The following is a 25583-nucleotide window of genomic DNA, read 5'->3' on the forward strand; positions in this document are numbered from 1 at the left end:
GGCGAGACATGTCCCAGCACAGCTTCTTCGACGGCTCCTATCTCGGCGATCGCGCGCGGCTTGCCCCCACCGCGCGGCTGGAATGCAAGGTCTGCTGGCACGTCTACGACCCCGCCGAGGGGTGCGAGGCGTGGCAAATTCCCCCCGGTACGCCGTTCAACGCGCTGCCCGATCACTGGCGCTGCCCGGTGTGCGACGGCGCCCGCGACGCCTTCATGGTGCTGGACGGCGGCACGCCGGACCTGCCGGCCGTGATGCGCCCCGCGCTTGTCGATCCGGCGCTGGAGCGGCAATTGGCCGAGGCGCCCGGCCTGTTCGAGGCGGTGTTCCGCGAAATCCATGCGGCGAAGATGAAGGGCGTGCCCTTCGTCAACGGCTCGCTCGGGGTGAAGGCGGTGGGCTTCCGCATCCATGCGGGGCGGGTGATGGGCGTGCTGGTGACGCCCTGGTTCATGAACATCGTGCTCCTGCCCAACGCCACCGACGACTGGTCGCAGCTTCGGACCGGCGAGAAGGAACTGATCGACTTTCCCTCGGGCACCTACGAGTTCCTCGCCGCCAACCGGCCGGAGACCGGGCCCTACAAGGCCTGCTCGCTGTTTTCCCCCATGTTCGATTTCTCCTCCATGCTGCAGGCCGTGGAGACGGCCGAGGCGGTGATGCCCGGCCTGCTCGATGCCGGCAACCGGGAGGACGGCACCCGCACCGGCGAAATCCGCCGCCGGGCTGAGGCGGAAGAGGCCGCGCGCATCGCGGCCGAGACAGCCGCGGCCGCTCCGGAGCCTGAGGCCCCCCGCCGCGAGGCGCCGGCGGAACTCTCCCGCCGCTCGCTCCTCCTCGGCCCGCGCGCCGATGCGGAAGACCTCAGGGACGGTGCGGCATGAACGGCTCCCGCGCGCTCCGCAGCCTCACCCTCACGCCCGATGGGCGCGCGGGCGGCTGGCGCGTGGCGCGGGAGGAGGGGCCGGACCCCGCCGGGACCCTGATCGGCCGCACGCCGGAGGAGGCGGCGCGGCTCGCCCCCCTCGTCTTCAACCTGTGCGGCGCGGCCCACGCCTTCGCCGCCCGCTCCGCCCTCGGCCTGCCGGCCGCCGCCGATGCCTGGACGATGGCGCGGGAGACGGTGCGCGACCACGCGCTCGCTCTGCTCCACACTGTCCCCGTGGCGCTGGGCATGGCACCGGATCGCGCCGCCCTCGCCCTCCTCGCCCGGCCGGACGGCGCCGCCTTCCACGCCGCGCTGGTGGGCGACGCCAGCGATCTCTCCGCTTTCTCCCCCGCCGAGCTGGAGGCGTGGCTCGGCGAAGCGCCCACCCCCACCGCCCGCGCTTTCGCCCGCATCCGCGAGGCTGATCCGGCGGAAGGGCGCGTGCATCTGCCGGAGCTGAGCGCGGACGCCCTCGCCGCCACCCTCGCGCGGCCCCCGCCGCCATCGGCTCCCACCGCGAAACCGGCGCGCTGGGCCGTGTCGCGGGGACGCCGCTTCTTGCCGCGCTGCTCGCGTCCGAAGGACCGAGCCTGTTCGTGCGCCTCCTCGCCCGGCTGGTGGATGGCCTTGCCCATCTCGCACCGCGCCCCGCCCCTCCCCTTCCGGCCGGCATCGCGCCCGCCGCGCGCGGACTGCTGGGGCATCGGGCGGAGGTGGAGGCGGGGCGCGTCGCCGCCTACCGCATCCTCTCCCCCAGCGCCTGGAACCTCGCCCCCGGCGGGCTTCTGGAGCGGGCCTTCGCCGCCCTCTCGCCCGGCTGGCGGACGCGGTGGCTTGCGCCGCTGCTCGTTTGCGCCATCAATCCCTGCGTGCCCGTCACCCTCTCCTTCGCCACGGAGCCCGCCTATGCATGAGATGGCCGTGTGCGAAAGCCTGCTCTCGGCGATGGAAGAGGCGGCGAAGGCACAGAACTTCTCGCGCGTCACCCGCGTGCGCCTCGCCATCGGCCGCTTCGCCGGCATCGAGGTGGAGGCGCTGCGCTTCGGCTTCGACGTGGTGACGCGGGGATCGCTGGCGGACGGCGCCGAGCTGGTGGTTCTGGAGGAGGAGGGCACCGCCTGGTGCTTCGAGTGCTCCGACACCGTGCCGCTCGCCCACCGGCTCGCCCCCTGCCCGAAGTGCGGCGGGGAACGGCTCCTGCCCAATGGCGGCACGGAGATGAAGATCAAAGACCTGGAGGTGATGTGATGTGCACGGTCTGCGGCTGCAGCGGCGACGGCGCCACCATTTCCGAGGCGCACGGCCATTCCCACGATCATGCCCATTCACATGGTCATGACCATCCGCACACCCACACCCATGCGGACGGCACCACCCACAGCCATGCCCATGGACACGGGCATGACCATGACCACCACCATCATCACCCCGACGATCACCACCACCCCGCGCCCGATGCCGGCACGCTGGACTACGGCGCCGGCCCCGCCCGCGCCCATGCGCCGGGGCTGACGCAGGCGCGCATGGTGGAGATCGAAACCTCCATCCTCGCCAAGAACGACGATTATGCCGGCCGCAACCGCACCCGGCTCGATGCCGCCGGCGTGCTGGCGCTGAACCTCCTCTCCGGCCCCGGCGCCGGCAAGACCACCCTCTTGGTGGAGACGCTGAAGGCGCTGTCCGGCCGTCTCCCCTGCGCGGTCATCGAGGGCGACCAGCAGACCGACAACGACGCCGCCCGCATCCGCGCGGTGGGCACCCCGGCGGTACAGATCAACACCGGCAAGGGCTGCCACCTCGACGCCCACATGGTGGGCCATGCGCTGGAAAAGCTGCCGCTGCCACCCGGCGGCGTGCTGTTCATCGAGAATGTGGGCAACCTCGTCTGCCCCGCCGCCTTCGACCTCGGCGAGACCAAGCGCGTCACGCTCATCTCGGTAGCGGAGGGCGAGGACAAGCCGCTCAAATATCCCGACATCTTCGAGGGGGCCGACCTCGTCCTCATCACCAAGGCCGACCTTGCGCCTTATGTGGATGCGGACATGGCGGTGCTGGAAGCCAACATCCGCCGCATCAATCCCACGGCGGACATCCTCACCACCTCCTCGCGCGGCGAGATCGGGCTCGCCCGCTGGATCGCGTGGCTGGAAGCCGCCCGCGCCGCCCGCCTCAACGACCTTGCGAGCGCCCGCGAGGCCGAGGCCTCGGCCCTGCGCGCGGCGGCAGGAGGGTCGCGATGAACCGGCGCCCGGCCATTCTGGTGGTGGATGACGAGCCGCGCTCGGTGGAGGTCATCGCCCGCGTGCTGGACGAGGAGTTCGACGTCTTCACCGCCCTCAATGCGGAGGAGGCGCGGCGCATCCTCGAAAACGAGTGGATCCAGGTGATCTTCTGCGACCAGCGGATGCCGCAGACTTCCGGCGTCGCACTGCTCACCGAGGTGCGCGAGCGCTGGCCGGACATCCTGCGCATCATCGTCACCGGCTATACCGAGCCGGAGGACATGATCGGCGCCATCAACGATGCCGGCATCTACCAGTTCATCCCCAAGCCCTGGCACCCCGACCAGCTGCTGCTCGCCGCCCGCAATGCCGCGCATCTGTTCCAGCTCCAGCGCGACCATGAGCGGCTGAATCTGGAAATGAAGCTCACCGCCGGCAATGCCGAGGCCCGCCTCGGCGCGCTGGAAGCGCGGGTGAAGCAGAATTTCCACTTCGACACCTTGGTGCGCGCCCCGGGCAGCCCCCTCTCGCAGGTCTGTACCCGCGCCGCGCAGGTGGCGACCTTCGACGTGCCCGTGCTGATCCATGGCGAGACCGGCACCGGCAAGGAGTTGCTGGCCCGCGCCATCCATTATTCCAGCCTGCGCTCGGACCGTCCGTTCTTCGCGGTGAATTGCGGGGCGATCCCCGACGAGCTTCTGGAATCCGAACTGTTCGGCCACAAGAAGGGCTCCTTCACCGGCGCCCATGTGACCCGCATCGGCCTCCTCGACCAGGCGGACGGCGGCACCATCTTCCTCGACGAGATCGGCGACGTCTCCCCTGCCTTCCAGGTGAAGCTGCTGCGCTTCCTGCAGGAGGGCGAGATCCGCCCCGTGGGCTCCAACGAAGCGAAGCGGGTCAACGTCCGCGTGCTCGCCGCCACCCATCGCGACCTCAAGGGCGAGGTGGCCCGCGCCCGTTTCCGCGAGGACCTCTATTATCGCCTCTCGGCCATGGTGCTGACGCTGCCGGCGCTGCGCGAGCGGCGGGCGGACATTCCGGTCCTCGCCCAGAGCGTGCTTGATGCGCTCTCCAGCCAGCACGGCAAGCGCGTGCGCGGCTTCAGCGACGAAACGCTCGCCTGCATGTCCGCCTATGACTGGCCGGGCAACGTGCGCGAATTGCAGAACGAGGTGACGCGCATGCTGGTGCTCACCGAGCGCGACAGCCTCTCCGCCGATCTCCTCTCCCCCCACGTGGTGCGCGCCGCCGCCGCCGAGACGCGGGCGCCGGAGACCCTGGCCAATTCCTCCATCGCACTCCCCGAGAGCGGCCCGCTGAAGGACCGCATCGAGCGCATGGAGGCGACCATCCTCACGGAGACGCTGGTGCGCTGCCGCTGGAACAAGAGCCGCGCGGCGGAAGAACTTGGCCTCTCCCGCGTCGGCCTGCGCGCCAAGCTCGACCGCTACGGCATCGCCCGTGGCGGCGCGTTCGGCCAATCGCACTGAGCACGGTGCACCAGGAAGGAAAAAGCCATGTGCCTCGGCATTCCCGGACAGATCGTCGCCGTCGCCGATGCGGAGGCCATGCTGTGCGTCGTGGACGTTTCCGGCGTCCGCCGCACGGTGGACGTGGTGTGCGTGGCCGAGCCCGGCGCGCCGCTGGAGGATCTCGTGGGCGCATGGGTGCTGGTCCATGTGGGCTTCGCCATGAGCCGCATCGACGAGGAGGAAGCCGCCGCGACCCTCAAAGTGCTTTCCGAGATCGGCGAGGCGGCCGTCGAGATGGAAGCCCTCACCCAAGGCAGCGTCGAGCTGCTGTCCACCCCGCGCTGAGGAGCCGGACATGCGCTTCGTCGATGAATTCCGCGATCCCGCCCTCGCCGCCGCCCTCGTGAAGGAGATCGGCGCCATCGCCGCCCGCCTCGAGCGCGGGCGCGACCGGCCCTTCGCCATCATGGAGGTGTGCGGCGGGCACACCCACGCCATCTTCCGCTATGGGCTGGAAGGCCTGCTGCCCGACCTCGTGGAATTCGTCCACGGCCCCGGCTGCCCCGTCTGCGTGCTGCCCATGGGCCGGGTGGACGATTGCGTCGCCATCGCCGAGCGGCCCGAAGTGATCTTCACCACTTTCGGCGACGCCATGCGCGTGCCGGGCTCCAAGAAGAGCCTGCTTCAGGCCAAGGCGGACGGCGCCGACGTGCGCATGGTCTATTCGCCGCTGGATGCGCTGACGCTGGCCAAGCGCAATCCCGACCGCGAGGTGGTGTTCTTCGGCCTCGGCTTCGAGACCACCATGCCCTCCACGGCGCTGACCGTGCAGCGGGCGGCGCGCGAGGGCGTCACCAACTTCTCCCTGTTCTGCAACCACATCACCATCATCCCGACGCTGCGCGCTTTGCTGGAGCAGCCGGACCTCGGCATCGACGGCTTCATCGGGCCGGGGCACGTGTCCATGGTCATCGGCACGTCGCCCTATCGCTTCATCGCGGAAGAGTTCGGCCGGCCGCTGGTGGTGTCGGGCTTCGAGCCCATCGACCTCCTGCAATCCCTGCTCATGGTGCTGCGGCAGATCGAGGCCGGACAGGCGCGGATCGAGAACCAGTATGCCCGCGTGGTGCCGGAGCATGGCAATCCGGCGGCGCTCCGGGCGGTTCAGGAGGTGTACGAGCCGCGCGAGACCTTCGAGTGGCGCGGCCTCGGCTCCATCGCCGGCTCGGGCGTGCGGCTGACGGCGCCCTATGCCGCCTTTGATGCGGAAAAGCGCTTCGCCGTGCCTGATATCAAGGTGGCCGATCCCGCCCAATGCCGGTGCGGCGAGGTGCTCACCGGCGCCGCGAAGCCCTGGGCCTGCCCCGAGTTCGGCAAGGGCTGCACCCCCGAGACGCCGCTCGGCGCACTGATGGTGTCTTCCGAAGGTTCTTGCGCGGCTTACTATCAATATGGCGGTATACGGGGAGAGGCCGCATGAACATCCCGTTCTCCACCCCGACCGCCGCCCGCCGGCGGCCCATGACGCAGAAGACGGTGACGCTCGCCCATGGCGGCGGCGGCAGCGCCATGCGCGACCTCATCGACGACGTGTTCCTCTCCGCCTTTTCCGGCGAGGGCCGCGCCGCGCCGGAGGATCAGGCCCGCTTCGACCTCGCCGCGCTGATGGCGCGTGGCGACCGGCTCGCCTTCACCACCGACGGCTTCGTGGTGGACCCCCTGTTCTTTCCCGGCGGCGACATCGGCAAGCTCGCCGTCTGCGGCACGGTGAACGATCTCGCGGTGGGCGGGGCGACGCCGGTGGCGCTCTCCTGCGCCATCATCATCGAGGAGGGGCTGGAGGTGGAGACGCTGCGCCGCGTCGTCCGCTCCATGGCCGAGACCGCGCACGCGGCGGGCGTCGCCATCGCCACCGGCGACACCAAGGTCGTGGCGCGGGGCGCCTGCGACAAGCTCTTCATCACCACCACCGGCATCGGCGTCATCCGCGCCGGCCTCGACGTGGGCGTGACCAAGGCGCGGCCGGGCGACAAGGTGATCGTCAACGGCCTGCTCGGCGACCACGGCGCGGCCATCCTCAACGCCCGCGGCGACCTTGCCCTCGACACCGCCATCGAGAGCGACTGCGCGCCCCTCAACGGCCTGATCGACACGCTGATCTCCGCCGCCCCCGGCCTGCGCATGATGCGCGACGCCACGCGCGGCGGCATCGCGGCGGTGGTGAACGAGCTGGCCGAGGCGAGCAAGGTCGGCATCCGCCTCGACGAGCTGAGCCTGCCCATGCGGCCGGAGGTGATGGGCTTCTGCGAGATCCTGGGCCTCGACCCGCTCTATCTCGCCAACGAGGGCAAGATCCTCGCCGTGGTGCCAGCGGAAGAGTCCGACGCGGCGCTGGCCGCGCTGCGCGCCCATCCGCTGGGCCGCGAGGCGGCGGTGATCGGCGAGGTCACATCCGAGCGGCCCGGCCGGGTCGTCATGAGAACGCGCTTCGGGGGCGAGCGCATCGTCGACATGCTGGTCGGCGATCAACTGCCCCGCATCTGCTGAACCTTTTTCAAACCTTCAAACACCGGGGAGACTTTCATGCACCGCACGATCCGCACCGCAGCCGCCGCTGCTGCCTTGACCCTCCTGCCGCAGCTCGCCTTCGCCCATACCGGCGTCGGCGACGTGCACGGCTTCAGCCACGGCTTCGCCCATCCCCTCGGTGGCCTCGACCACCTGCTCGCCATGGTCACGGTGGGCATCTTCGCCTGGCAGCTGGGCGGGCGCGCCGTGTGGGCGGTGCCGGCCACCTTCGTCGGCCTGATGGCCGTGGGCGGCGCGCTCGGCATCTCCGGCATCGATGTGCCCTTCGTGGAGCTGGGCATCGCCTTCTCGGTGATCGTGCTGGGCGGTGTGGTGGCCTTCGGCGTCAAGGCGCCGCTGGCGGCGGCCATGGCCATGGTCGGCTTCTTCGCCATCTTCCACGGCCACGCCCACGGTGCCGAGATGCCGGCGGATGCCTCTGGCCTCGCCTATGGCCTCGGCTTCATGTCGGCGACCGCGCTCCTCCACCTCGCCGGCCTCGGCCTCGGCATGGCCATCGGCCGCTTCGGCGAGCTGCATGGCGAGAAGTTCGTGCGCGGCGCGGGCGCGGCGGTGGCGGTGGCCGGCGTCGGCATCCTCGCCGGACTCGTCTGAGCCCGCGCGGCGCCTGAGCGAAGGCCACGAGAAAAGCCCGCGCGGCGCCTGAGCGAAACCAATCGGCGCCGGTCGCAGGCCGGCACCGATGGTGCGCGCCCTCCAACATGCTATAGCGCCCGTCCGACACGCTTGAGAGGCCGGACGGGTGCTGTACGACGAGGCGTATCTGGCGCGGACCGAAGGACTCGTCCGCGCCCATCTGCCGGACTGGGGCCTGCCGCCGGATGCGGCGCTCCAGCTCCTCTCCATCTCCGAGAACGCCACCTTCCGCGCCACCGCCGGCGCGCAGGATATCGTCGTCCGCGTCTACCGGCCGGGCTATCACGAGGCGGCGGAAATCCGCTCGGAGCTGGCCTGGATCGAGGCGCTGCGCGCCGACGGCGTTGTGCCCACCCCCGCCATCATTCCCACGCACGACGGCCGCCTCCTGAATGAGGTGAATGAGGACGGCAGCCTGCGCCGGCTGGCCGCCTTCGCCTTCGTGCCCGGCGTCGAGCCGCAGGAGGGCGCGGACCTCGCCCACTGGTTCACCCGCCTCGGCGCCTTCCATGCCCGCCTCCACGCCCATGCCAAGGGCTGGCGCCGGCCGGAGGGGTTCGCCCGCAAGGTGTGGGATTTCGAGAGCATGCTGGGCGACCGCCCGCTGTGGGGCGATTTCCGCGCCGCGCTGGGGCTGGGTGCGGCCGGCCGCGCGCTGCTGGAGCGCACAGCGCTCGCCCTGAAGGACCGGCTCGCGCCGCTGACGACGCCGGACAGCTTCGGCCTGATCCATGCCGACCTGCGCCTCGCCAATTTGCTGGCGGATGGGGACAGCCTGACCCTCATCGATTTCGACGATTGCGGCTTCTCCTGGTACCTTTACGACTTCGCCTCGGCCGTATCCTTCATGGAGCATTCGCCGCTGGTGCCGACGCTGAAGGCGACGTGGATGGAGGGCTACCGCTCCCTCGCCCCTTTGCCGGCGGATGCCGATGCACAACTCGACGTGTTCGTGATGCTGCGGCGCATGCTGCTCACCGCCTGGGTCGCCTCCCACGCCGAGACGCCGACGGCGCAAGCCATGGGCGCGCCCTATACGGCCGGGACGCTGGCGCTGGCCGAGGATTTCCTCAGCCGGCGGGGATAAGGGCACCCGAACGGCTCTTTCCCCAGCCGCAACGTGACATCGCCCCATTGCTCGGCTATGGGCGTCCCCCCGTGTCGCAGGACAGTTGAGGAGACCCCATGGCCGCCGCACCGCAGGGCAACGCAGACGCCATCGCCCGCCTCATCGCCGCCGAGATCAATGCCCGCCCGGCGCAGGTGACGGCCGCCGTCTCCCTCATCGACGAAGGCGCCACCGTCCCCTTCATCGCCCGCTACCGCAAGGAGGTGACGGGCGGTCTCGACGATACCCAGCTGCGCACGCTGGAAGAGCGCCTCTCCTATCTGCGCGAGCTGGAAAGCCGCCGCGCCGCCGTGCTCTCCTCCATCGACGGGCAGGGCAAGCTCTCCGACGAGCTGCGCGGCAAGATCGAGGCGGCCACCACCAAGGCGGAGCTGGAAGACCTCTACCTCCCCTACAAGCCCAAGCGCCGCACCAAGGCGGAAATCGCCCGCGAAAAAGGCCTCGGGCCGCTGGCGGAGGCGATCCTCGCCGACCGCTCCATCGCCCCGGCCGAACGCGCCGCCGCCTTCCTCAACGAGCAGGTGGCGGACATCAAGGCGGCGCTGGACGGCGCCCGCGACATCCTCGTGGAGACCTTCGCCGAGAATGCCGAGCTGGTCGGCCGGCTGCGCGGACACCTGAAGGCCAATGCCATGCTCAAGGCCAAGGTGGCCGAGGGCAAGGAAGAGGCGGGCGCCAAGTTCCGCGACTATTTCGACCATTCGGAAAAGTGGGCCACCGCCCCCAGCCACCGCGTGCTCGCCATGCTGCGCGGGCGCAACGAGGAGATGCTGACCCTCGACCTGGTGGTGGACGAGGATGCCACCACCCCGGTGAAGCCGGCCGAGCGCATCGTCGCCGAGGCCTACGACATCCCCCTCGCCAATGGCGCGCCTGCGGACGGCTTCCTGCTGGAGGTGGCGCGCTGGGCGTGGCGGGTGAAGCTTTCGCTGCACCTGACCGTGGAGCTGATGGGCGAGATGCGCGAGCGGGCGGAGGAGGAGGCCATCCGCGTCTTCGCCCGCAACCTCAAGGATCTGCTACTGGCGGCCCCGGCCGGCTCGCGCGCCACCATGGGGCTCGATCCGGGCATCCGCACCGGCGTGAAGGTGGCGGTGGTGGACGGCACGGGCAAGCTGATTGCCACCTCCACCGTCTATCCCTTCCAGCCGCGCAACGACGTGCAGGGCGCCATGGCGGAGCTGGCGCATCTCATCCGCCGCCACAATGTGGAGCTGATCGCCATCGGCAACGGCACGGCGAGCCGCGAGACGGACAAGCTCGCCGCCGACCTCATCGCCGCTTTGCCGCCGGACGCGGCGGGGAAGAAGCCCATCAAGGTGGTGGTGAGCGAGGCAGGCGCCTCGGTCTATTCCGCCTCCGCCACCGCCGCCGCCGAGATGCCTGACATCGACGTCTCGATCCGCGGCGCCGTCTCCATCGCCCGCCGCCTGCAGGACCCGCTGGCGGAGCTGGTGAAGATCGAGCCCAAGGCCATCGGCGTCGGCCAGTACCAGCACGACGTGGACCAGGCCCGCCTCGCGAAAGCCCTCGACGCGGTGGTGGAAGACGCGGTGAACGCCGTGGGCGTGGACCTCAACACCGCCTCCGCCTCGCTGCTCGCCCGCGTGTCCGGCCTCGGTGCCTCGCTGGCGGAGGCCATCGTGGCGCACCGCAACTCCGTGGGCGCGTTCAAGACCCGCAAGGAATTGCTGAAGGTCGCCCGCCTCGGCCCGCGCACCTTCGAGCTGGCCGCCGGCTTCCTGCGCATCCCCGAGGGCGCCGAGCCGCTGGATGCGTCCGCCGTGCATCCGGAAGCCTATGAGGTGGCGAAGAAGATCGTTGCCGCCTGCGGGCGCGACGTGCGCCAGATCATGGGCGATACGGCGGCGCTGAAGGCGCTCGACCCGCGCGCCTTCGTGGACGAGCGCTTCGGCCTGCCCACCGTGCGCGACATCCTCACCGAGCTGGAGAAGCCCGGCCGCGACCCCCGCCCGGCCTTCAAGACCGCCACCTTCGCCGAGGGCGTCCACGAGATGAGCGACCTCAAGCCGGGCATGGTGCTGGAAGGCACGGTGACCAACGTCGCCGCCTTCGGCGCCTTCGTGGACATCGGCGTCCATCAGGACGGGCTGGTCCACGTCTCGGCGCTGGCCGACCGCTTCGTGAAAGATCCGCACGAGGTGGTGAAGGCCGGGGACGTGGTGAAGGTGCGCGTGGTGGAAGTGGACGTGAAGCGCAAGCGCATCGCCCTCTCCATGCGCAAGGACGATGCCGGCGCGCGGCCCGCGGGCGGGCCGCCGGAGCAGCCGCGCAATGACGGGCGAGGCAACGATTTCCGCCGGCCCCAGCAAGGCAAGCCGGGGGACAAGGGCGGCGACAGGGGCGGGACTGGCGCCTTCGGCGCGGCGCTGGCCGATGCCATGCGGCGCAAGGGTCAGTAGTCCCAAACGAAAACGGCCGGGCTCAACGCCCGGCCGCATTCAAAAGCACAGACGGACGCGTCAGCGCCGGGCGTGGGCCCGCGCGAGCTTCGGCACGAGGCGCGTCAGGCGGGCGCGGCGGCCGGAGGGCGGGCCGTCCTCGTCATCCATCAGCATCACGGCGAAGCCCATCTGCACGCTGCCGAAGGTGATGCCCAGCGCCATCGTGAGCACCCCGAGGGCCAGAAGCCCATCCGGCGAGTGCGCGAACAGGCTGGCGAGGTGCGCCACGTCGAAAGCGACGAGAAGCGCCACGAACAGGGCCGCGACAGCGATGCCGATGGCGGCGTGGCGGAGAAGGAAGCGGACCAGGAACGGCATGGCGGTATCCTCGGTGCGGGGCTGGGCGCTCTGCCTTTGCGTCGGCACGGGCGATACGTCGGAACCCTCGGCACCGATCACCGCGCGGATCGCCATCGGCCGCAGACCCTTTCACAAAAGCGTCTCACGCCGTTTCCGGTACGACAAGCGCCCGCCCGTCGACACAAGGTCGCAGAGGCCGGCGGAACGGTTTGTCCCTGGACAAGGCGCCGTACCTTCCCATGTGACACACAGGCATGGACACCGGCCCCAACGGACGCTCAAGCCGGCGCTTCAGGCGCCCCGCGATCAGGGAGACAGGGACATGACGAAAGCCGACAAGATGAACCGCCTCGTGGTGGTGTGCGACGGCGCCAAGGCCGTCCTGCTCGCCGATACGGGCATCCCCCCGGCGCCGCGCCTGTCGGTGATGGAGAGCTTCAGCGAACCCCATCCCGGCACCGCCGCCCTGGGCACGGACCGGCCCGGCCGGGTGCATGAATCCGCCACCGTCGCCCGCAGCGCGGTGGAGACCACCGACTTTCACGCCCAGGCGGAAGCCGCCTTCATCGCCCGCGTCGCCGCAAGGCTCGATGCGCTGGTGGCTGCGGGCGAGGCCCCGGCCCGCATCCTGCTCGTCGCCCCGCCCAAGGCACTGGGCGTGCTGCGGGAGGCGCTGTCTCACCGCGTCAGGCCGCTGGTGGACGGCGAGATCGCCAAGGATCTGGTGAAGCTCCCGGTGGACGAGATCGCCGGCCACATCGCCACCTGAGCCTTGGCCCCCGGCGGGCGAAACGATCCACCGGGGGCTGGCGTTCGGATAAGGAGAAGCCGCCGCCCGCATGGCCGGCGGTGAAAAGGTGCTTCCACATGTCCGTGACCTCCCCCCGCTCGCTTTCGCCCTGCGCCGTCTCCCGGCTGCGGCTCGCCGGTTGCCTCGTGCTGATGCTGGCGGTGGGCGCTGTCGGCGGGGCGGTGACCTCTCCGGCCATCCCCGCCTGGTATCAAGGTCTGGTGAAGCCGGGCTGGACGCCGCCCAACGCCGCCTTCCCCATCGTCTGGACGCTGCTCTATCTGATGATGGCGGTGAGCCTCTGGCGGCTGTGGGACAAGGTGCCCCCCTCCTCCGCGCGCACCGTGGCCATCGGCCTGTTCCTGGTGCAGCTGGCGCTCAATTTCATCTGGTCGCCGGTGTTCTTCGGCCTGCACGCCATCCACGCCGGCCTCGTCATCATCATCGGCCTCGTGGTGCTGCTGGCGCTGACGCTGCGCGCCACCTTCCCGCTGGACCGCACGGCCGGCTGGCTGCTGGTGCCCTATCTCATCTGGGTGTGCTACGCCTCGACGCTCAATGCCGGCATCGCCGTGCTCAACTGAGCGCCGGGAGGAAACGAAGATGGTGCACTGGTCGATCTATCTGTTCATCCCGCTGGCGCTGATGCTGGTGGCCGGGGTGCTCTTCCTCGGCCTGTTCAACTTCGCCTCGGGCGGCTCGCCGCAGCGCTCGCAGAAGCTGATGCAGATGCGGGTGCTGTTCCAGTTCCTCGCCATCATCATCGTGATGGCCACCATCTTCGCCATGGGCCGCTGACGGCCATGGTCAAGCTGAACAAGATCTACACCCGCACCGGCGACGACGGCACCACCGGCCTCGGCACCGGCAAGCGCGTGCCCAAGTACGATTTGCGCGTCGAGGCCTATGGCGCGGTGGACGAGACCAACGCCGCCCTCGGCATCGCCCGCCTCCATCTCTCCGGCGAGCCGTTGCTCGATGGCATTCTGGTGCGCATCCAGAACGACCTGTTCGACCTCGGCGCCGACCTCTGCGTGCCGCCGGCCGCCAACGAGGAGCCGGGCGCGAGCCTGCGCATCGTGCCCGCGCAGGTGACGCGGCTGGAAGAGGATATCGACCTCCTCAACGCCGAGCTTTCTCCCCTTACCTCCTTCGTGCTGCCGGCCGGCACCGCCGCATCCGCCCACCTCCATCTCGCCCGCACGGTGTGCCGCCGGGCCGAGCGCATCATGGTCGCATTGTCGCACCAGGGCGAAGGCACGGTGGGAGAGGGCGCGGTGGGCGCGCCGGCGCTGCACTATGTGAACCGGCTCTCCGACCTGCTGTTCGTCGCCGGCCGCTATGCCAACGCCCGCGGCGCGGCGGACGTGCTGTGGGTGCCGGGCAAGAGTCGCTGAAGGAGTCGCTGAAGGCGCCGGACCTGACGCCGGCTCCGTGGCCAAGGCGCGAACGTCTGCGTCAGAGCGCGTCCCCGTTCCGCCGCATCGGAAAAACACCCTAGGCTATTGAGCCAACGCATTTTCCTCACGCGGGGCGGTATCCACCCCGCGCGAAAATGCTCTAAGCTTATCGGCACGGGACAGGACGGCCGCAGGCGGCGGACGGGTCCCCGGGACCGTGTGATGTTCGTTCCGCTTGCCGACACCAATCCCCTGGAGCATGTGCGCCGCCCCTACGTCACCTGGGGGCTGGTGGCGCTGAACGTGTTCGTCTTCGTGGCGCTCCAGCATGGTGCGTTCGGGCCGGTGAGCGAGGCCGGGGTGCTCGGCTTCGGCGCCATTCCCGCCGTGGTCAGCGGCGTCGCCATCCTTCCCGAGGGGTACGAGCGGCTGCCGCCGGCCCTCACCCTCGTCAGCTACATGTTCCTGCATGGCGGATGGCTGCACCTCATCGGCAACATGGCCTTCCTCATGGTGTTCGCCGACAATGTGGAGGACGCCATGGGCCATGCCCGCTTCCTCCTGTTCTATCTGTTATGCGGGGTCATCGCCGGGCTGGTCCATGTGGTGGCCGAGCCGGGCTCGGAGGCGCCGCTGGTCGGGGCGTCCGGGGCGGTGGCCGGGGTGATCGCGGCCTATCTGGTGCTGCACCCGAACATCCGCCTGTGGGCGCTGGTCCTGATGAAGATCCCGCTCCGGGTCCCGGCCTACTGGGCCATCGGCGCCTGGTTCGGCCTTCAGGTGTGGCAGATCCTGTCGAGTTCGGACCAGGAGACGGCGTGGTGGGCGCACGTGGGCGGCTTCCTCGCCGGAGCCGTTCTGGTGGCGCTGATGCGCCGGCCGGGCGTCGCCCTGTTCGATCGCGATCCCTCCGGCGTGCCGAGCGTCCGAACGCCGCGCCGGAGCGAGCGTTGACACACTTTCTGGCCCCTCCTACGTTGCCCGCCCGCAAGAAATGCTGCAATGCAGGGATAAGAGCGGAAGTCACGTTTATCGGCGGATTTTACGACCGCCGGTCGAGATTTCGGGAACGGGGAGCGCGTGTCGATGAAGATCCTGGTGCCCGTTAAGCGGGTGGTGGATTACAACGTTAAGGTCCGGGTGAAGTCTGACGGGTCGGGCGTTGAGCTGGCCAACGTCAAGATGTCCATGAACCCGTTCGACGAGATCGCGGTGGAAGAGGCGCTGCGCCTCAAGGAAGCCGGCAAGGCGACCGAAGTGATTGCGGTGTCCATCGGACCGGCCCAGGCCTCCGAGACGCTGCGCACGGCGCTGGCCATGGGCGCCGACCGCGGCATCCTGGTGAAGACCGATGGCGTGGTCGAGCCGCTCGCCGTCGCCAAGATCCTCAAGGGCGTGGTGGGCGAGGAAGCCCCCGGCCTCGTGATCCTCGGCAAGCAGGCCATCGACGACGACTGCAACCAGACCGGCCAGATGCTGGCGGCGCTCCTGGGCTGGCCTCAGGCCACCTTCGCCTCCAAGGTCGTGGTGGAGGACGGCGGCGCGCTCGTCACCCGCGAGATCGACGGCGGCCTGCAGACCCTCAAGCTCAACGGCCCGGCCATCGTCACGACGGACCTGCGCCTCAACGAGCCGCGCTACGCCTCGCTCCCCAACATCATGAAGGCGAAGAAGAAGCCCATCGCCGAGAAGACGCCGGCCGATTACGGCGTCGACGTCGCCCCCCGGCTCGAGGTGCTGAAGACCGCCGAGCCGGCCGGCCGCAAGGCGGGCGTGAAGGTGGGCTCGGTGGCCGAGCTGGTGGCGAAGCTCAAGGATGAGGCGGGGGTGATCTGATGGCCGTTCTGCTCATTGCCGAACACGACAATTCGGCCCTCAACGGCGTCACCGCCAAGGCCCTCACCGCCGCCGCCGCCATGGGCGCGCCGGTGCATGTGCTGGTCGCCGGCCAGAACGCCAAGGGCGTGGCCGAGGCCGCCGCGAAGCTCTCGGGCGTCGAGAAGGTGCTGCTGGCCGACGACGCGCTCTATGCGCACCGCCTGGCCGAGCCGCTGGCGGCGCTGCTCGTCTCGCTGGCCGGGTCCTACGACGCCATCGTCGGCCCCTCCACCGCCAGCGCCAAGAACGTGCTGCCGCGCGTCGCCGCGCTGCTGGACGTGATGCAGGTGTCCGACATCATCAAGGTGGTGGCGCCCGACACGTTCGAGCGGCCCATCTATGCCGGCAACGCCATCCAGACGGTGAAGTCCAACGACGCCAAGAAGGTGGTGACGGTGCGCACCGCCTCCTTCGCCGCCACGCCCGAAGGCGGCTCGGCCGCCATCGAGGCCGTTGGCGCGGCGTCCGACCCGGCGCTCTCCACCTTCGTGGAAGAGAGCATCGCCGCTTCCGACCGTCCCGAGCTGACCGCCGCGAAGATCATCGTGTCGGGCGGCCGCGCGGTGGGCTCGCGGGAGAAGTTCGCCGAGCTGATCGAGCCTCTGGCCGACGCGCTGGGCGCGGCGGTGGGCGCCTCGCGCGCCGCGGTGGATGCGGGCTATGCCCCGAACGACTGGCAGGTGGGCCAGACCGGCAAGGTCGTCGCCCCCGAGCTTTACGTCGCCCTCGGCATCTCCGGCGCCATCCAGCATCTCGCCGGCATGAAGGACTCCAAGGTCATCGTCGCCGTCAACAAGGACGAGGAAGCCCCCATCTTCCAGGTGGCGGACTACGGCCTCGTCGGCGATATCAACACCGTCATCCCTGAACTCAAGGCGGAAATCGCCAAGGTTAAGGGATAGGATCACTCTGGCTGCGGCCGGACAACCACCGGCCGCAGTTTCGGGGAGGCCCGCCCCGGTCACCGGCAACAAGGCGAAACGAGAGAATCATGCCGCTCGAGATCAAGAAGGTCGGGGTCATCGGCGCAGGCCAGATGGGCAACGGCATCGCGCACGTGTGCGCGCTCGCCGGCTACGACGTGGCGCTGAACGACGCGGACCCCGACCGCATCCGCTCCGGCCTCGCCACCATCAACGGCAACATGGCCAAGCAGGTGGCCAAGGGCACCGTGTCCGAGACCGACCGGCAGGAAGCCCTCGCCCGCATCGTCGCCGCGGACAAGACCGAGGACCTCGCCGACTGCGACCTCGTGATCGAATCGGCCACCGAGCGGGAAGAGGTGAAGCGCAAGATCTTCTCCGGGCTCTGCCAGGTGGTGAAGCCGGAAACGCTGCTCGCCTCCAATACCTCCTCCATCTCCATCACCCGCCTCGCCGCCGCCACCGACCGGCCGGAGCGCTTCATCGGCATTCACTTCATGAATCCGGTGCCGCTGATGGAGCTGGTCGAGCTGGTGCGCGGCATCGCCACCGACGACGAGACCTTCGAGGCCTCCAAGACCTTCGTCACCCGTCTGCACAAGACCTATGCGGTGGCCGAGGACTTCCCGGCCTTCATCGTCAACCGCATCCTGCTGCCGATGATCAACGAGGCCATCTACACCCTCTATGAGGGCGTGGGCTCGGTGGATTCCATCGATCGCGCCATGAAGCTTGGCGCGAACCATCCCATGGGTCCGCTGCAGCTCGCCGACTTCATCGGCCTCGATACCTGCCTCGCGGTGATGCAGGTGCTGCACGAGGGGCTCGCCGATTCCAAGTACCGGCCCTGCCCGCTGCTGGTGAAGTATGTCGAGGCCGGCTGGCTCGGCCGCAAGACGCAGCGCGGCTTCTACGACTATCGCGGCGAGAAGCCCGTTCCCACCCGCTGAGGCATCCGGCGGAGAGGCCGGGCACCCCGGCCTCTCCGTGGATCAGCCCGGCCCAGCGCCGCCGGGCTCCTGGTCATCGCCGGCTGCTGCGGCGGGCAGTTCCACCCGCTGCAGGAGGCCGCCCCCGGGCCGGTTCGAGAGGATGAGCCGTCCGCCATGGCGAACGATGATCTCGTTGGCGATGGCGAGGCCGAGGCCCGCGCCGGGGATCTTCACCTGCCGCGCCGGATCGACCCGGAAGAACGGCTCGAACACCCGCCCCATCAGCGCCTCGGGAATGCCGGGGCCATCATCCTCGATCACCAGCACCACCCGCTGCGCATCCGTGCTGACCGCGATGCGCGCGCCGCCGCCGTGGGTGGCGGCATTGACAGCGAGGTTGCGCACGGCCCGCTTGAGCGAGAGCGGCCGCCCCGCGACGCACGCCGGGGACGCGGCGAGAAGAACGACGGCGAGCCCGATCTCCTTCAGTTCCATCGCCACATCGGCGGCAAGACGGTCCATCCGCACCGTCTCCAGCGTGCTGCCCTCCACCTCCTCCCGCACGAGGCGGATGGCGCTGTCGGCGATGCGGTCCAGCTCCGCGAGGTCAGAGAGCCACTGGGCGCGGTCCTCCTCGTCCGGGATGAATTCCGCGCGCAGCCGCATGCGGGTGAGCGGCGTGCGCAGATCATGGGCCGCGCCGGCGACGATGCGCATGCGGCTGTCCATGGAGGCCTTCAGCCGCGCCGAGAGCCGGTTGATGGCGACCGCCGCGGCGCGCACTTCGGTCGGCCCCCGTTCGGGCAGCACGGGCGGCTCGCCGTCGGGACCGATGCGGAGCGCCGCCTCCTCGATGAGCGAGAGCGGCTTGGTGAGCCGGCGCACCGCGAACACCGCCACCACCGTGACCCCGGCGACCATGAAGGCAAGCCACGCGGCGAAGCCGAAGGTGCCGCCCGGAGGGCCGGGCGGTGGCAGCGGCTGACGGCGGCCATCCACCACCAGCCAGCGCCCGTCCGGCAGCGCCAGGGCGGTGACGCCCGTCGGCCCGCCGGGGGGCGCGGAACCGGGCCCATCCGGCGCTCCGGAGGGCGGCGGGCGGCGCAACACCCGGACGGGCAAGGTCGAGCCGAGCCTTGCCAGCGCCTCGCTCATGAGGCGGGTCTCTTCCGGATCGATCTCACCCGCGGGCGGCACCGGTCGCAGCAGCGCCTCGCCGGCTTGTGACCGGACCTCGGTGCCGCGCGGAACGGCTGCGGCCAGATCGGCCATGATGAGAAGGTCCGCCGCATGGGTGCCGTGGTCGCCGAACGGCGGCCAGAGCGGGCGCGCGACGAAGAAGGAGGCGCCATTGGCCAGCGCGATCACCACCAGCACCGCCACCACGAGGATGGCGGAGACCTGGGCGCGCAGGGTCCTCACAGCGCGTCCTCGATGTCCACCCGCACGGAGAGCTGGTAGCCGCCATTGCGCAGCGTCTTCAGGATCTGGAACGCGCCCTGGTCGCCGAGCTTGCGCCTGAGGCGGCTGACCAGCACATCCACAGAGCGGTCGAACGGGCCGGCCTCCCGCCCGCGGGTGATGTCGAGCAGCTGGTCGCGGGAGAGGATGCGGCCGGGCCGCTCCAGAAAGGCCATCAGCAGGTCGAACTCCGCCCCGGTGAGGGGCACCTCCGAGCCGTCCGCCGCGGTGACGCGGCGCAGGTCCGGCTCGGCCCGGAAGCCGGCGAAGCCGTAGGCGCGCACGGCGGAGGACGTGGGATCGGTGACGCTGGTGCGCCTGAGGACGGCGCGGATGCGGGCCACCAGCTCTCGCGGATTGAACGGCTTGCCGAGATAGTCGTCCGCCCCGATCTCGAGGCCGATGATGCGGTCCACGTCCTCCTTCAGGGCGGTGAGCAGGATCACCGGCACCCGCGAACGGGCGCGCAGGGCGCGGCAGAGGTCGAGGCCGGAGGCGTCGGGCAGCATCAAATCCAGCACCACGAAATCGATGCGCTGGGTGGTGAGCTTCTCTTCCATCTCCCGCCCGTCGCCGGCCGCGGTCACGCGGAACCCCTGCGCGGCGAGATAGCGGCTGAGCAGCTTGCGGATTTCGAGATCGTCGTCGACGACGAGAATGTGTGGACCGTCCTGTTGCACCGGTTCCTCCGTTCGGACCGATGCTATCCCGCCTCCCCGGCCGCCGCACGCATCCGTACTTCCCAGCATTGCCACGGGGCGGCTGGCAACATTGCGTTACAAATTCCGCCCGGCAGGACATCTAACGATACCTCCCCGACCTCATTTGGCTACGAGCCGCCTCCATCCTCGCGTCAACCTGATGGACAGGAGGCACGCCATGACGTGCAACACGCCGATGCCGAAGACGCCGCGCCAGAGTTTCCGGGCCCTCATCCTCGCCGGGGCGACCCTCGGCATTCTGGCCGTCGCGGGTTTCATCGTGTCCTCCCCGGGATACGCCAAGGTGGACGACCACATGCCCCCGCAGGACCAGTTCGCTGCCGGGCCGGACACTCCGCCCATGCCCTTCGGTCCGCCCGGTCCTCCCGGCGCGCCCCATGGCCCCGCTGGCGGTCCTCCCCCCGGTCCTTTGGGCCTCGCCCGCAACCTCGCAGCCGCCGAAGCCGCCCTCGGCATCCGCACCAACCAGCTCGACGCCTGGCGCGACTTCACCGATGCGCTGCAGGAGGCCTTGCCACCCCCGCCGCCGCCGCCTCAGCCCGGTGCCGCGCCGCTCTCCCTCGTCACCGCATTCGGCGCGCGCAGCGAGGAGGCCGGCAAGGCCGGAACCCGGCTCCTCAAGGCCGTGGACGCCCTGAAGACGCGCCTCTCGCCCGACCAGATCGAGAAGCTGGGCCGCCTCGAATTCGCACTTCTGCCGCCGCCTCCGCCGCCCCCCGGCGCGCCGCTCGGTGGCCACCCCGATCACCTCCCGCCGCCCCCTGCGCGTCCGTGAGGTCACGAGAAGGAAGGGAATCTCGCCGCCCTTGATCTTCCCTTCCCCGCAGCGGGCGTGCCTCGGCACGCCCGCTGTCCGCATTTCAGGCCCCGGCCGGACCCGTCACACGCCTGTCGCGCGTTGCACCTATTGATCTGAAAACGGTTTCACGCTCCATTGGAGCCCACCGGGGTCGGACGTGCCGCGCATCGTCACCATCAGGACCGTCGCCGAGCGCGCAGGCTGCTCCATCGCGACGGTCAGCCGCGTCATCAACCGCTCGGCGCCGACCAGCGCCGAAGTTGAGGCCCGGGTCCGTGCGGCCATCGACGAGCTGGGCTTCCGCCCCAGCGAGATCGGCCGGGCGCTGAAGACGCTCAAGACCCGCACCCTCGGCGTCCTGATCCCGAGCCTCACCAATCCGGTGTTCGCCGCCTCCGTGGCGGGGATGCAGGCGGCCGCCCGCGAGCGCCGCCACACCCTCCTCCTCACCGCCACCGATTACGACCCCGCCGCCGAGGCGGAGCTGGTGGAAACGCTGGTGGCGCAGAACGTGGCCGGCCTCGTGCTCACCGTCGCCTGCGCCGAGAACAACGCCACCCTCGACCTGCTGGAGGCGGAGAGCATCCCCTTCGTGCTCGTCCACAACGAGCCGGACACCGATGCCCGCGCCGCCGTCTGCGTGGACAATGCAGCGGCCACCTGCGCCCTCACCGAAGCGATGATCGCGGCCGGGCACCGCAACATCGCCTATCTCGCCGGCCGCTTCGCCACCTCCGACCGTTCGCTCCGGCGCTATGAGGGCTATCGGGCGGCCATGGAAAAGGCCGGGCTCGATGCCGCCGCGCCGCTGGAACTCGACTATCTGGGCGACGCGCCGAGCCATGCCGCAGCGCTCGCCGGGCTGTTCGGCGGGGCCAGCGCCCCCACCGCGGCGCTGTGCTCCAACGATCTGCTCGCCCTCTCCGTCATCGGCGCGCTGCGCGACCTCGGTATCCGCGTGCCGGACGACGTATCGGTGGCCGGCTTCGACGGCATCGCCCTCGGCCGGGCCATGAGCCCGAGCCTCGCCACCGTGGACACCCCCACCCGCCTGATGGGCGAGCGGGCCGTGGAGCTGCTGTTCGAGATGATCGAGACCGGCGCCGCCCCCCGCGTGGAGCGGCTGCCCTTCAGCCTGCGGTCCGGCGGCACCCTTGCCGCCGCGCCGAAGCGAACCCGCCGACAGGAACCCACCCCACCGTCCCTCCCCACCCCGTGAGGTCCGCCATGCGTTCCCTCAAGACTCTTTCCGCCGCGACGCTTTCCGCCTTCGCGCTCGTCGCCGTGGCAGCCATCGCCCCCGCTCGCCCGGCCGCGGCGGCGGATGCCATCTGCTACAATTGTCCGCCCGAATGGGCCGACTGGGGCGCCATGCTGAAGGCCATCAAGGCCGACACCGGCATCGACGTGCCGCAGGACAACAAGAATTCCGGCCAGTCCCTCGCCCAGATCCTCGCCGAGAAGGCGAGCCCGGTTGCGGACGTGGCCTATCTCGGCGTCACCTTCGGCATCAAGGCGAAGGATGCCGGCGTCACCCAGCCCTATGAGCCCAAAGGCTTCGCCGACATTCCCGAAGGCCTGAAGGACAAGGACGGCAACTGGTTCACCATCCATTCCGGCACGCTCGGCCTGTTCGTGAACAAGGATGCGCTGGGCGGCGCCCCGGTGCCGGCCTGCTGGGCGGACCTGCTGAAGCCCGAATACAAGGGCCTCGTCGGCTATCTCGACCCCACCTCCGCCTTCGTGGGCTATGTGGGCGCGGTGGCGGTGAACGGCGCCATGGGCGGCTCGTTCGACGACTTCAAGCCGGGCATCGAATACTTCAAGAAGCTCCAGGCCAACCAGCCCATCGTGCCCAAGCAGACGTCCTACGCCCGCGTGGTCTCCGGCGAGATCCCGATCCTGTTCGACTACGATTTCAACGCCTACCGCGCGAAGTACAACGAGAAGGGCAATTTCGCCTTCGTCATCCCCTGCGAGGGCTCCGTCGTCGTCCCCTATGTGATGACCATGGTGAAGGGCGCGCCGCACCCCGAGGCCGCCAAGAAGGTCCTCGACTACGTGCTCTCCGACAAGGGACAAGCCATGTGGGCCAAGGCCTACCTGCGCCCCGCCCGCAACATCACGCTGCCGCCAGAGATCGCCAGCCGCTTCCTGCCGGCCTCGGACTATGCCCGCGCCAAGCCGGTGGACTATGCCCGCATGGAGACCGCGCAGAAGGCCTTCTCCGACGCCTACCTCAACAACGTGAAGTGAGGCGGGCGTTCGCCTGAAGCCATGCACAGCGCCGATCGCCTCGCCCGCCTGTTCCTGCTGCCGTTGTTCCTGTTCGTGGCGGCCTTCTTCCTGCTGCCCATGGTGCGGCTCGTCGGCGTCGCGGGGTCCGGCCCCAACGGGATGGCGGAATATGTCGCCATCCTCACCAACCCGAGGCACCTCGCGACCCTGGTCGCGACCCTCGCCCTCTCGGCGGCGGTGACGGCGGCGACCCTCGCCATCGGCACCGTCGTCGCCCTGTTCCTCGCCCGCAACCGCTTCTGGGGCCGCCCGCTGCTGGTCTCGTGCCTCACCCTGCCGCTGGCCTTTCCCGGCGTGGTGGTGGGCTTCATGGTCATCCTGCTGGCCGGCCGGCAGGGGCTGCTCTCCAGCCTCTCAATGGGTCTCGGCATGGGGCGATGGGTGTTCGCCTATTCCATGGCTGGCCTGTTCGCGGGCTACGTCTATTTCTCGCTGCCGCGCGTGCTGGTGACGCTCATGGCGGCCGTGGAGAAGCTCGATCCGGCATTGGAGGAGGCGGCCCGCTCGCTGGGCGCCGGCCGGTTCGAGGTGCTGCGCGACGTGACCCTGCCCGGCATCGCCCCGGCGCTGATGGCCTCCGGCGCCATCGCCTTCGCCACCGCCATGGGGGCGTTCGGCACCGCCTTCACGCTGGCGACGCGCATCGATGTGCTGGCGATGACCATCTATACGGAGTTCACCCTGAACGCGAACTTCGCCACGGCGGCAGCGCTCTCCATCGCCCTCGGCCTCATCACCTGGGCGGTGCTCGCCCTCTCGCGCAACCTCGCCGGTGGCGGCGTGGCGGCGGCCGGCTGAGGCGCGCCATGAAAACCCACCGCCTCACCTTCGCCTTCCAGCTGTTCGTGACCCTGCTGGCGGCCGCCTTCCTCATGGTGCCGGCCGGCGCCTCCATCCTCGCCGGCTTCACCGCCAATTATTTCCGGGGCGTCTCCTCCGGCCTCACCCTGGATTGGGTAAAGCAGGTACTGGCGCTCTATTCCGACACCATCTGGCTTTCCATCGGCATCGCGCTCGGCACGCTGGCGGCGACGCTCGTCCTCGCCGTGCCCGCCGCCTGGGCGCTGGTGCGACGGCCGTCGCGCCTTGCCCGCATCGTGGAAGAGGTGGTGACGCTGCCGGTGGCGGTGCCCGGCCTTGCCTTGGCGCTGGCGCTCATCCTCGCCTATGGCGCCATCCGCGAGTTCCGCATGAGCCCGGCCTTCATCCTCACCGGCCACGTGCTCTACACCCTGCCCTTCATGCTGCGCGCGGTGATGGCGGTGCTTGCCGCCGTGGACATCCGCTCGCTGGAGGAAGGCGCGGCCTCGCTGGGCGCCTCGCCGCTGCAGCGCTTCTTCCATGTGGTGCTGCCCAATGCGAAGGGCGGCATCCTCGCCGGGGCGCTGATGGTGGTGACGCTCTCCATCGGCGAGTTCAACCTGACCTGGATGCTGCACACCCCGCTGACCAAGACGCTGCCGGTGGGCCTCGCCGACAGCTACGCCTCCATGCGCCTCGAAATCGCGAGCGCCTACACTTTGGTCTTCTTCGTCATGATCGTGCCCCTGCTCCTCGCCCTCCAGCTATTCGGCCGCACCACGGGAGGCGCGCGATGACCGCCCCCACCGGCGCCGCCATCTCCATCGCCGGCTGCGGCAAGACCTATCCGGACGGCACGCGGGCGCTCTCGCCGGTGGACCTGGAGGTGAAGGCCGGCGAGACTCTGGTGCTGCTCGGCCCCTCCGGCTGCGGCAAGACCACCCTGCTGCGCCTCATCGCCGGGCTGGAGACGCCCGACGCCGGCGGGCGCATCGCCTTCGACGGGGCGGATGTGACCGCCCTGCCCATCGAGAAGCGCAACGTGGGCATGGTGTTCCAGTCCTACGCCTTGTTCCCGAACATGAGCGTCATCGACAACGTGGCCTATGGCCTGCGCGTGCGCGGTGTGGCGACGGCGGCGCGGCGGGCGCAGGCGGCCTCGGTGCTCACCATGATGCGCATCGAGGCCCTGGCCGAGCGGCGCATCGACCAGCTCTCCGGCGGCCAGCGCCAGCGCGTCGCCCTGGCCCGCGCGCTCGCCGTGCGGCCGCGCGTGCTGCTGCTGGACGAGCCCCTGACCGCTCTCGACGCCGCCCTGCGCGAGCATCTGCGCAGCGAGATCGACGCGCTGCTGCGCCGCCTCGCCATCACCGCCGTCTACGTCACCCACGACCAGGCGGAAGCGCTGGCGCTGGGCGACCGCATCGTGGTGATGAAGAACGGCGCCATCGCCCAGGTGGGCACGCCGCGGGAGGTGTACTTCCAGCCGGCGGACGATTATGTCGCCGGCTTCGTCGGCATCACCAACCGGCTGGAGGGCATCGTGCGCAACGGCCGATTCGAGACCGCCGCCGGCATCCTGCCCGTCGCCGCCCCGGACCGGGCCAAGGCGCACCTGCTGTTCCGCCCCGAGGCGGTGCGCCTCGTGAGCCCGGCCGAGGCGACACTGGTGTTCCAGGTGGCGCAGGTGGAGTTCCAGGGTCCGCGCCAGCGGGTGACGCTGAATGCCGGCGACGGAGCCCGTATCATCGCCGAGGCGCCCGCCGACCTCGACCTCGCTGCCGGCGCGGCCATCGGCCTTGCCCTCGATGCCAACCGCTACACTCTGGCCTGAC

The 25583-nt window shown here is 70.2% G+C and carries 28 protein-coding genes; 25 read left to right on the plus strand and 3 right to left on the minus strand.

Features of this window, described 5'->3' with window-relative positions:
• Nucleotides 1-8: 8 nt before the first annotated feature.
• The 11 genes from hybE (at nucleotide 9) to A37E_RS0107755 (ending at nucleotide 11402) form a co-directional block, all read left to right on the plus strand.
• Nucleotides 9-884 carry a [NiFe]-hydrogenase assembly chaperone HybE gene (gene hybE, locus A37E_RS0107700; protein ID WP_038192763.1) on the plus strand — a complete coding sequence of 292 codons (876 nt, stop codon included), beginning with the start codon at nucleotides 9-11 and terminating at the stop codon, nucleotides 882-884.
• Between the two features lie 574 nt (nucleotides 885-1458).
• Entirely contained in the window at nucleotides 1459-1842 is a 384-nt protein-coding gene (locus A37E_RS0107710) for a hypothetical protein (protein WP_280938456.1), read from the plus strand.
• Nucleotides 1835-2176, plus strand: a complete 342-nt coding sequence (gene hypA, locus A37E_RS0107715) for a hydrogenase maturation nickel metallochaperone HypA (RefSeq protein ID WP_029556074.1) — start codon at nucleotides 1835-1837, stop codon at nucleotides 2174-2176. The genes A37E_RS0107710 and hypA overlap by 8 nt, the downstream gene beginning before the upstream one ends.
• Nucleotides 2176-3168 carry a hydrogenase nickel incorporation protein HypB gene (hypB, locus tag A37E_RS0107720; protein ID WP_029556075.1) on the plus strand — a complete coding sequence of 331 codons (993 nt, stop codon included), beginning with the start codon at nucleotides 2176-2178 and terminating at the stop codon, nucleotides 3166-3168. The genes hypA and hypB overlap by 1 nt, the downstream gene beginning before the upstream one ends.
• Nucleotides 3165-4643, plus strand: a complete 1479-nt coding sequence (locus A37E_RS0107725) for a sigma-54 dependent transcriptional regulator (protein ID WP_029556076.1) — start codon at nucleotides 3165-3167, stop codon at nucleotides 4641-4643. Before hypB ends, A37E_RS0107725 begins: the two co-directional genes overlap by 4 nt.
• 27 nt (nucleotides 4644-4670) lie before the next feature.
• Nucleotides 4671-4970 (plus strand): HypC/HybG/HupF family hydrogenase formation chaperone, encoded by a 300-nt coding sequence (gene hypC, locus A37E_RS0107730; protein WP_029556077.1) that lies wholly within the window; start codon nucleotides 4671-4673, stop codon nucleotides 4968-4970.
• Nucleotides 4971-4980: 10 nt separating this feature from the next.
• Nucleotides 4981-6105 carry a hydrogenase formation protein HypD gene (hypD, locus tag A37E_RS0107735; protein ID WP_029556078.1) on the plus strand — a complete coding sequence of 375 codons (1125 nt, stop codon included), beginning with the start codon at nucleotides 4981-4983 and terminating at the stop codon, nucleotides 6103-6105.
• Nucleotides 6102-7172 carry a hydrogenase expression/formation protein HypE gene (gene hypE / locus A37E_RS0107740; RefSeq protein ID WP_029556079.1) on the plus strand — a complete coding sequence of 357 codons (1071 nt, stop codon included), beginning with the start codon at nucleotides 6102-6104 and terminating at the stop codon, nucleotides 7170-7172. Before hypD ends, hypE begins: the two co-directional genes overlap by 4 nt.
• A 36-nt stretch (nucleotides 7173-7208) precedes the next feature.
• Nucleotides 7209-7808, plus strand: coding sequence for a HupE/UreJ family protein (locus A37E_RS0107745; protein ID WP_029556080.1), 600 nt, complete (start codon nucleotides 7209-7211; stop codon nucleotides 7806-7808).
• Between the two features lie 148 nt (nucleotides 7809-7956).
• Complete coding sequence (locus A37E_RS0107750) at nucleotides 7957-8937, plus strand: phosphotransferase (protein WP_029556081.1); 981 nt, start codon at nucleotides 7957-7959, stop codon at nucleotides 8935-8937.
• 98 nt (nucleotides 8938-9035) lie between these two features.
• Complete coding sequence (locus A37E_RS0107755; protein ID WP_029556082.1) at nucleotides 9036-11402, plus strand: Tex family protein; 2367 nt, start codon at nucleotides 9036-9038, stop codon at nucleotides 11400-11402.
• 60 nt (nucleotides 11403-11462) lie between these two features.
• On the opposite strand, the gene A37E_RS0107760 is transcribed toward A37E_RS0107755, so the two are convergent.
• Entirely contained in the window at nucleotides 11463-11858 is a 396-nt protein-coding gene (locus A37E_RS0107760; RefSeq protein WP_245279287.1) for a hypothetical protein, read from the minus strand.
• 208 nt (nucleotides 11859-12066) lie between these two features.
• On the opposite strand from A37E_RS0107760, the gene A37E_RS0107765 reads away from it, so the two are divergent.
• The 8 genes from A37E_RS0107765 to A37E_RS0107800 all read left to right on the plus strand — a co-directional run bounded on the left by A37E_RS0107765 (nucleotide 12067) and on the right by A37E_RS0107800 (nucleotide 17685).
• A complete protein-coding gene (locus tag A37E_RS0107765; RefSeq protein WP_029556084.1) occupies nucleotides 12067-12513 on the plus strand; it encodes a host attachment protein in 447 nt (148 codons plus the stop codon).
• Nucleotides 12514-12611: 98 nt separating this feature from the next.
• Nucleotides 12612-13118: a TspO/MBR family protein gene (locus tag A37E_RS0107770; protein ID WP_051678867.1), complete on the plus strand. Its 507-nt coding sequence runs from the start codon at nucleotides 12612-12614 to the stop codon at nucleotides 13116-13118.
• Nucleotides 13119-13137: 19 nt separating this feature from the next.
• On the plus strand, nucleotides 13138-13332 hold the full coding sequence (locus A37E_RS0107775; RefSeq protein WP_029556086.1) for a twin transmembrane helix small protein: 195 nt from the start codon (nucleotides 13138-13140) through the stop codon (nucleotides 13330-13332).
• Between the two features lie 5 nt (nucleotides 13333-13337).
• Nucleotides 13338-13931, plus strand: coding sequence for a cob(I)yrinic acid a,c-diamide adenosyltransferase (locus A37E_RS0107780; RefSeq protein ID WP_029556087.1), 594 nt, complete (start codon nucleotides 13338-13340; stop codon nucleotides 13929-13931).
• Between the two features lie 225 nt (nucleotides 13932-14156).
• Complete coding sequence (locus A37E_RS0107785; RefSeq protein WP_029556088.1) at nucleotides 14157-14888, plus strand: rhomboid family intramembrane serine protease; 732 nt, start codon at nucleotides 14157-14159, stop codon at nucleotides 14886-14888.
• A 132-nt stretch (nucleotides 14889-15020) separates the two neighbouring features.
• Nucleotides 15021-15770, plus strand: coding sequence for an electron transfer flavoprotein subunit beta/FixA family protein (locus tag A37E_RS0107790; protein ID WP_029556089.1), 750 nt, complete (start codon nucleotides 15021-15023; stop codon nucleotides 15768-15770).
• Complete coding sequence (locus tag A37E_RS0107795; RefSeq protein WP_029556090.1) at nucleotides 15770-16714, plus strand: electron transfer flavoprotein subunit alpha/FixB family protein; 945 nt, start codon at nucleotides 15770-15772, stop codon at nucleotides 16712-16714. Before A37E_RS0107790 ends, A37E_RS0107795 begins: the two co-directional genes overlap by 1 nt.
• 89 nt (nucleotides 16715-16803) lie before the next feature.
• Complete coding sequence (locus tag A37E_RS0107800; RefSeq protein ID WP_029556091.1) at nucleotides 16804-17685, plus strand: 3-hydroxybutyryl-CoA dehydrogenase; 882 nt, start codon at nucleotides 16804-16806, stop codon at nucleotides 17683-17685.
• Nucleotides 17686-17727: 42 nt separating this feature from the next.
• Here A37E_RS0107800 and A37E_RS0107805 read toward each other — a convergent pair whose 3' ends face one another.
• Complete coding sequence (locus A37E_RS0107805) at nucleotides 17728-19089, minus strand: ATP-binding protein (protein WP_029556092.1); 1362 nt, start codon at nucleotides 19087-19089, stop codon at nucleotides 17728-17730.
• A complete protein-coding gene (locus A37E_RS0107810) occupies nucleotides 19086-19808 on the minus strand; it encodes a response regulator (protein WP_029556093.1) in 723 nt (240 codons plus the stop codon). Before A37E_RS0107810 ends, A37E_RS0107805 begins: the two co-directional genes overlap by 4 nt.
• Before the next feature lie 199 nt (nucleotides 19809-20007).
• Between A37E_RS0107810 and A37E_RS26840 the strand changes: the two genes are divergently transcribed.
• From A37E_RS26840 to A37E_RS0107840, 6 genes are all read left to right on the plus strand, one after another.
• On the plus strand, nucleotides 20008-20625 hold the full coding sequence (locus A37E_RS26840; RefSeq protein ID WP_051678868.1) for a hypothetical protein: 618 nt from the start codon (nucleotides 20008-20010) through the stop codon (nucleotides 20623-20625).
• Nucleotides 20626-20806: 181 nt separating this feature from the next.
• Nucleotides 20807-21868: a substrate-binding domain-containing protein gene (locus A37E_RS0107820; protein ID WP_051678869.1), complete on the plus strand. Its 1062-nt coding sequence runs from the start codon at nucleotides 20807-20809 to the stop codon at nucleotides 21866-21868.
• An 8-nt stretch (nucleotides 21869-21876) separates the two neighbouring features.
• The gene (locus A37E_RS0107825; RefSeq protein ID WP_029556096.1) at nucleotides 21877-22905 is read left to right on the plus strand and encodes an ABC transporter substrate-binding protein; all 1029 of its coding nucleotides are present in this window, start codon (nucleotides 21877-21879) and stop codon (nucleotides 22903-22905) included.
• A 21-nt stretch (nucleotides 22906-22926) separates the two neighbouring features.
• The gene (locus A37E_RS0107830; RefSeq protein ID WP_029556097.1) at nucleotides 22927-23745 is read left to right on the plus strand and encodes an ABC transporter permease; all 819 of its coding nucleotides are present in this window, start codon (nucleotides 22927-22929) and stop codon (nucleotides 23743-23745) included.
• A gap of 8 nt (nucleotides 23746-23753) precedes the next feature.
• A complete protein-coding gene (locus A37E_RS0107835) occupies nucleotides 23754-24545 on the plus strand; it encodes an ABC transporter permease subunit (protein WP_029556098.1) in 792 nt (263 codons plus the stop codon).
• A complete protein-coding gene (locus A37E_RS0107840; RefSeq protein ID WP_029556099.1) occupies nucleotides 24542-25582 on the plus strand; it encodes an ABC transporter ATP-binding protein in 1041 nt (346 codons plus the stop codon). Before A37E_RS0107835 ends, A37E_RS0107840 begins: the two co-directional genes overlap by 4 nt.
• Nucleotide 25583: the final 1 nt, after the last annotated feature.

Origin of the sequence: Xanthobacter sp. 91 (assembly GCF_000702385.1) — a bacterium.
GTDB lineage: Bacteria > Pseudomonadota > Alphaproteobacteria > Rhizobiales > Xanthobacteraceae > Xanthobacter > Xanthobacter aminoxidans.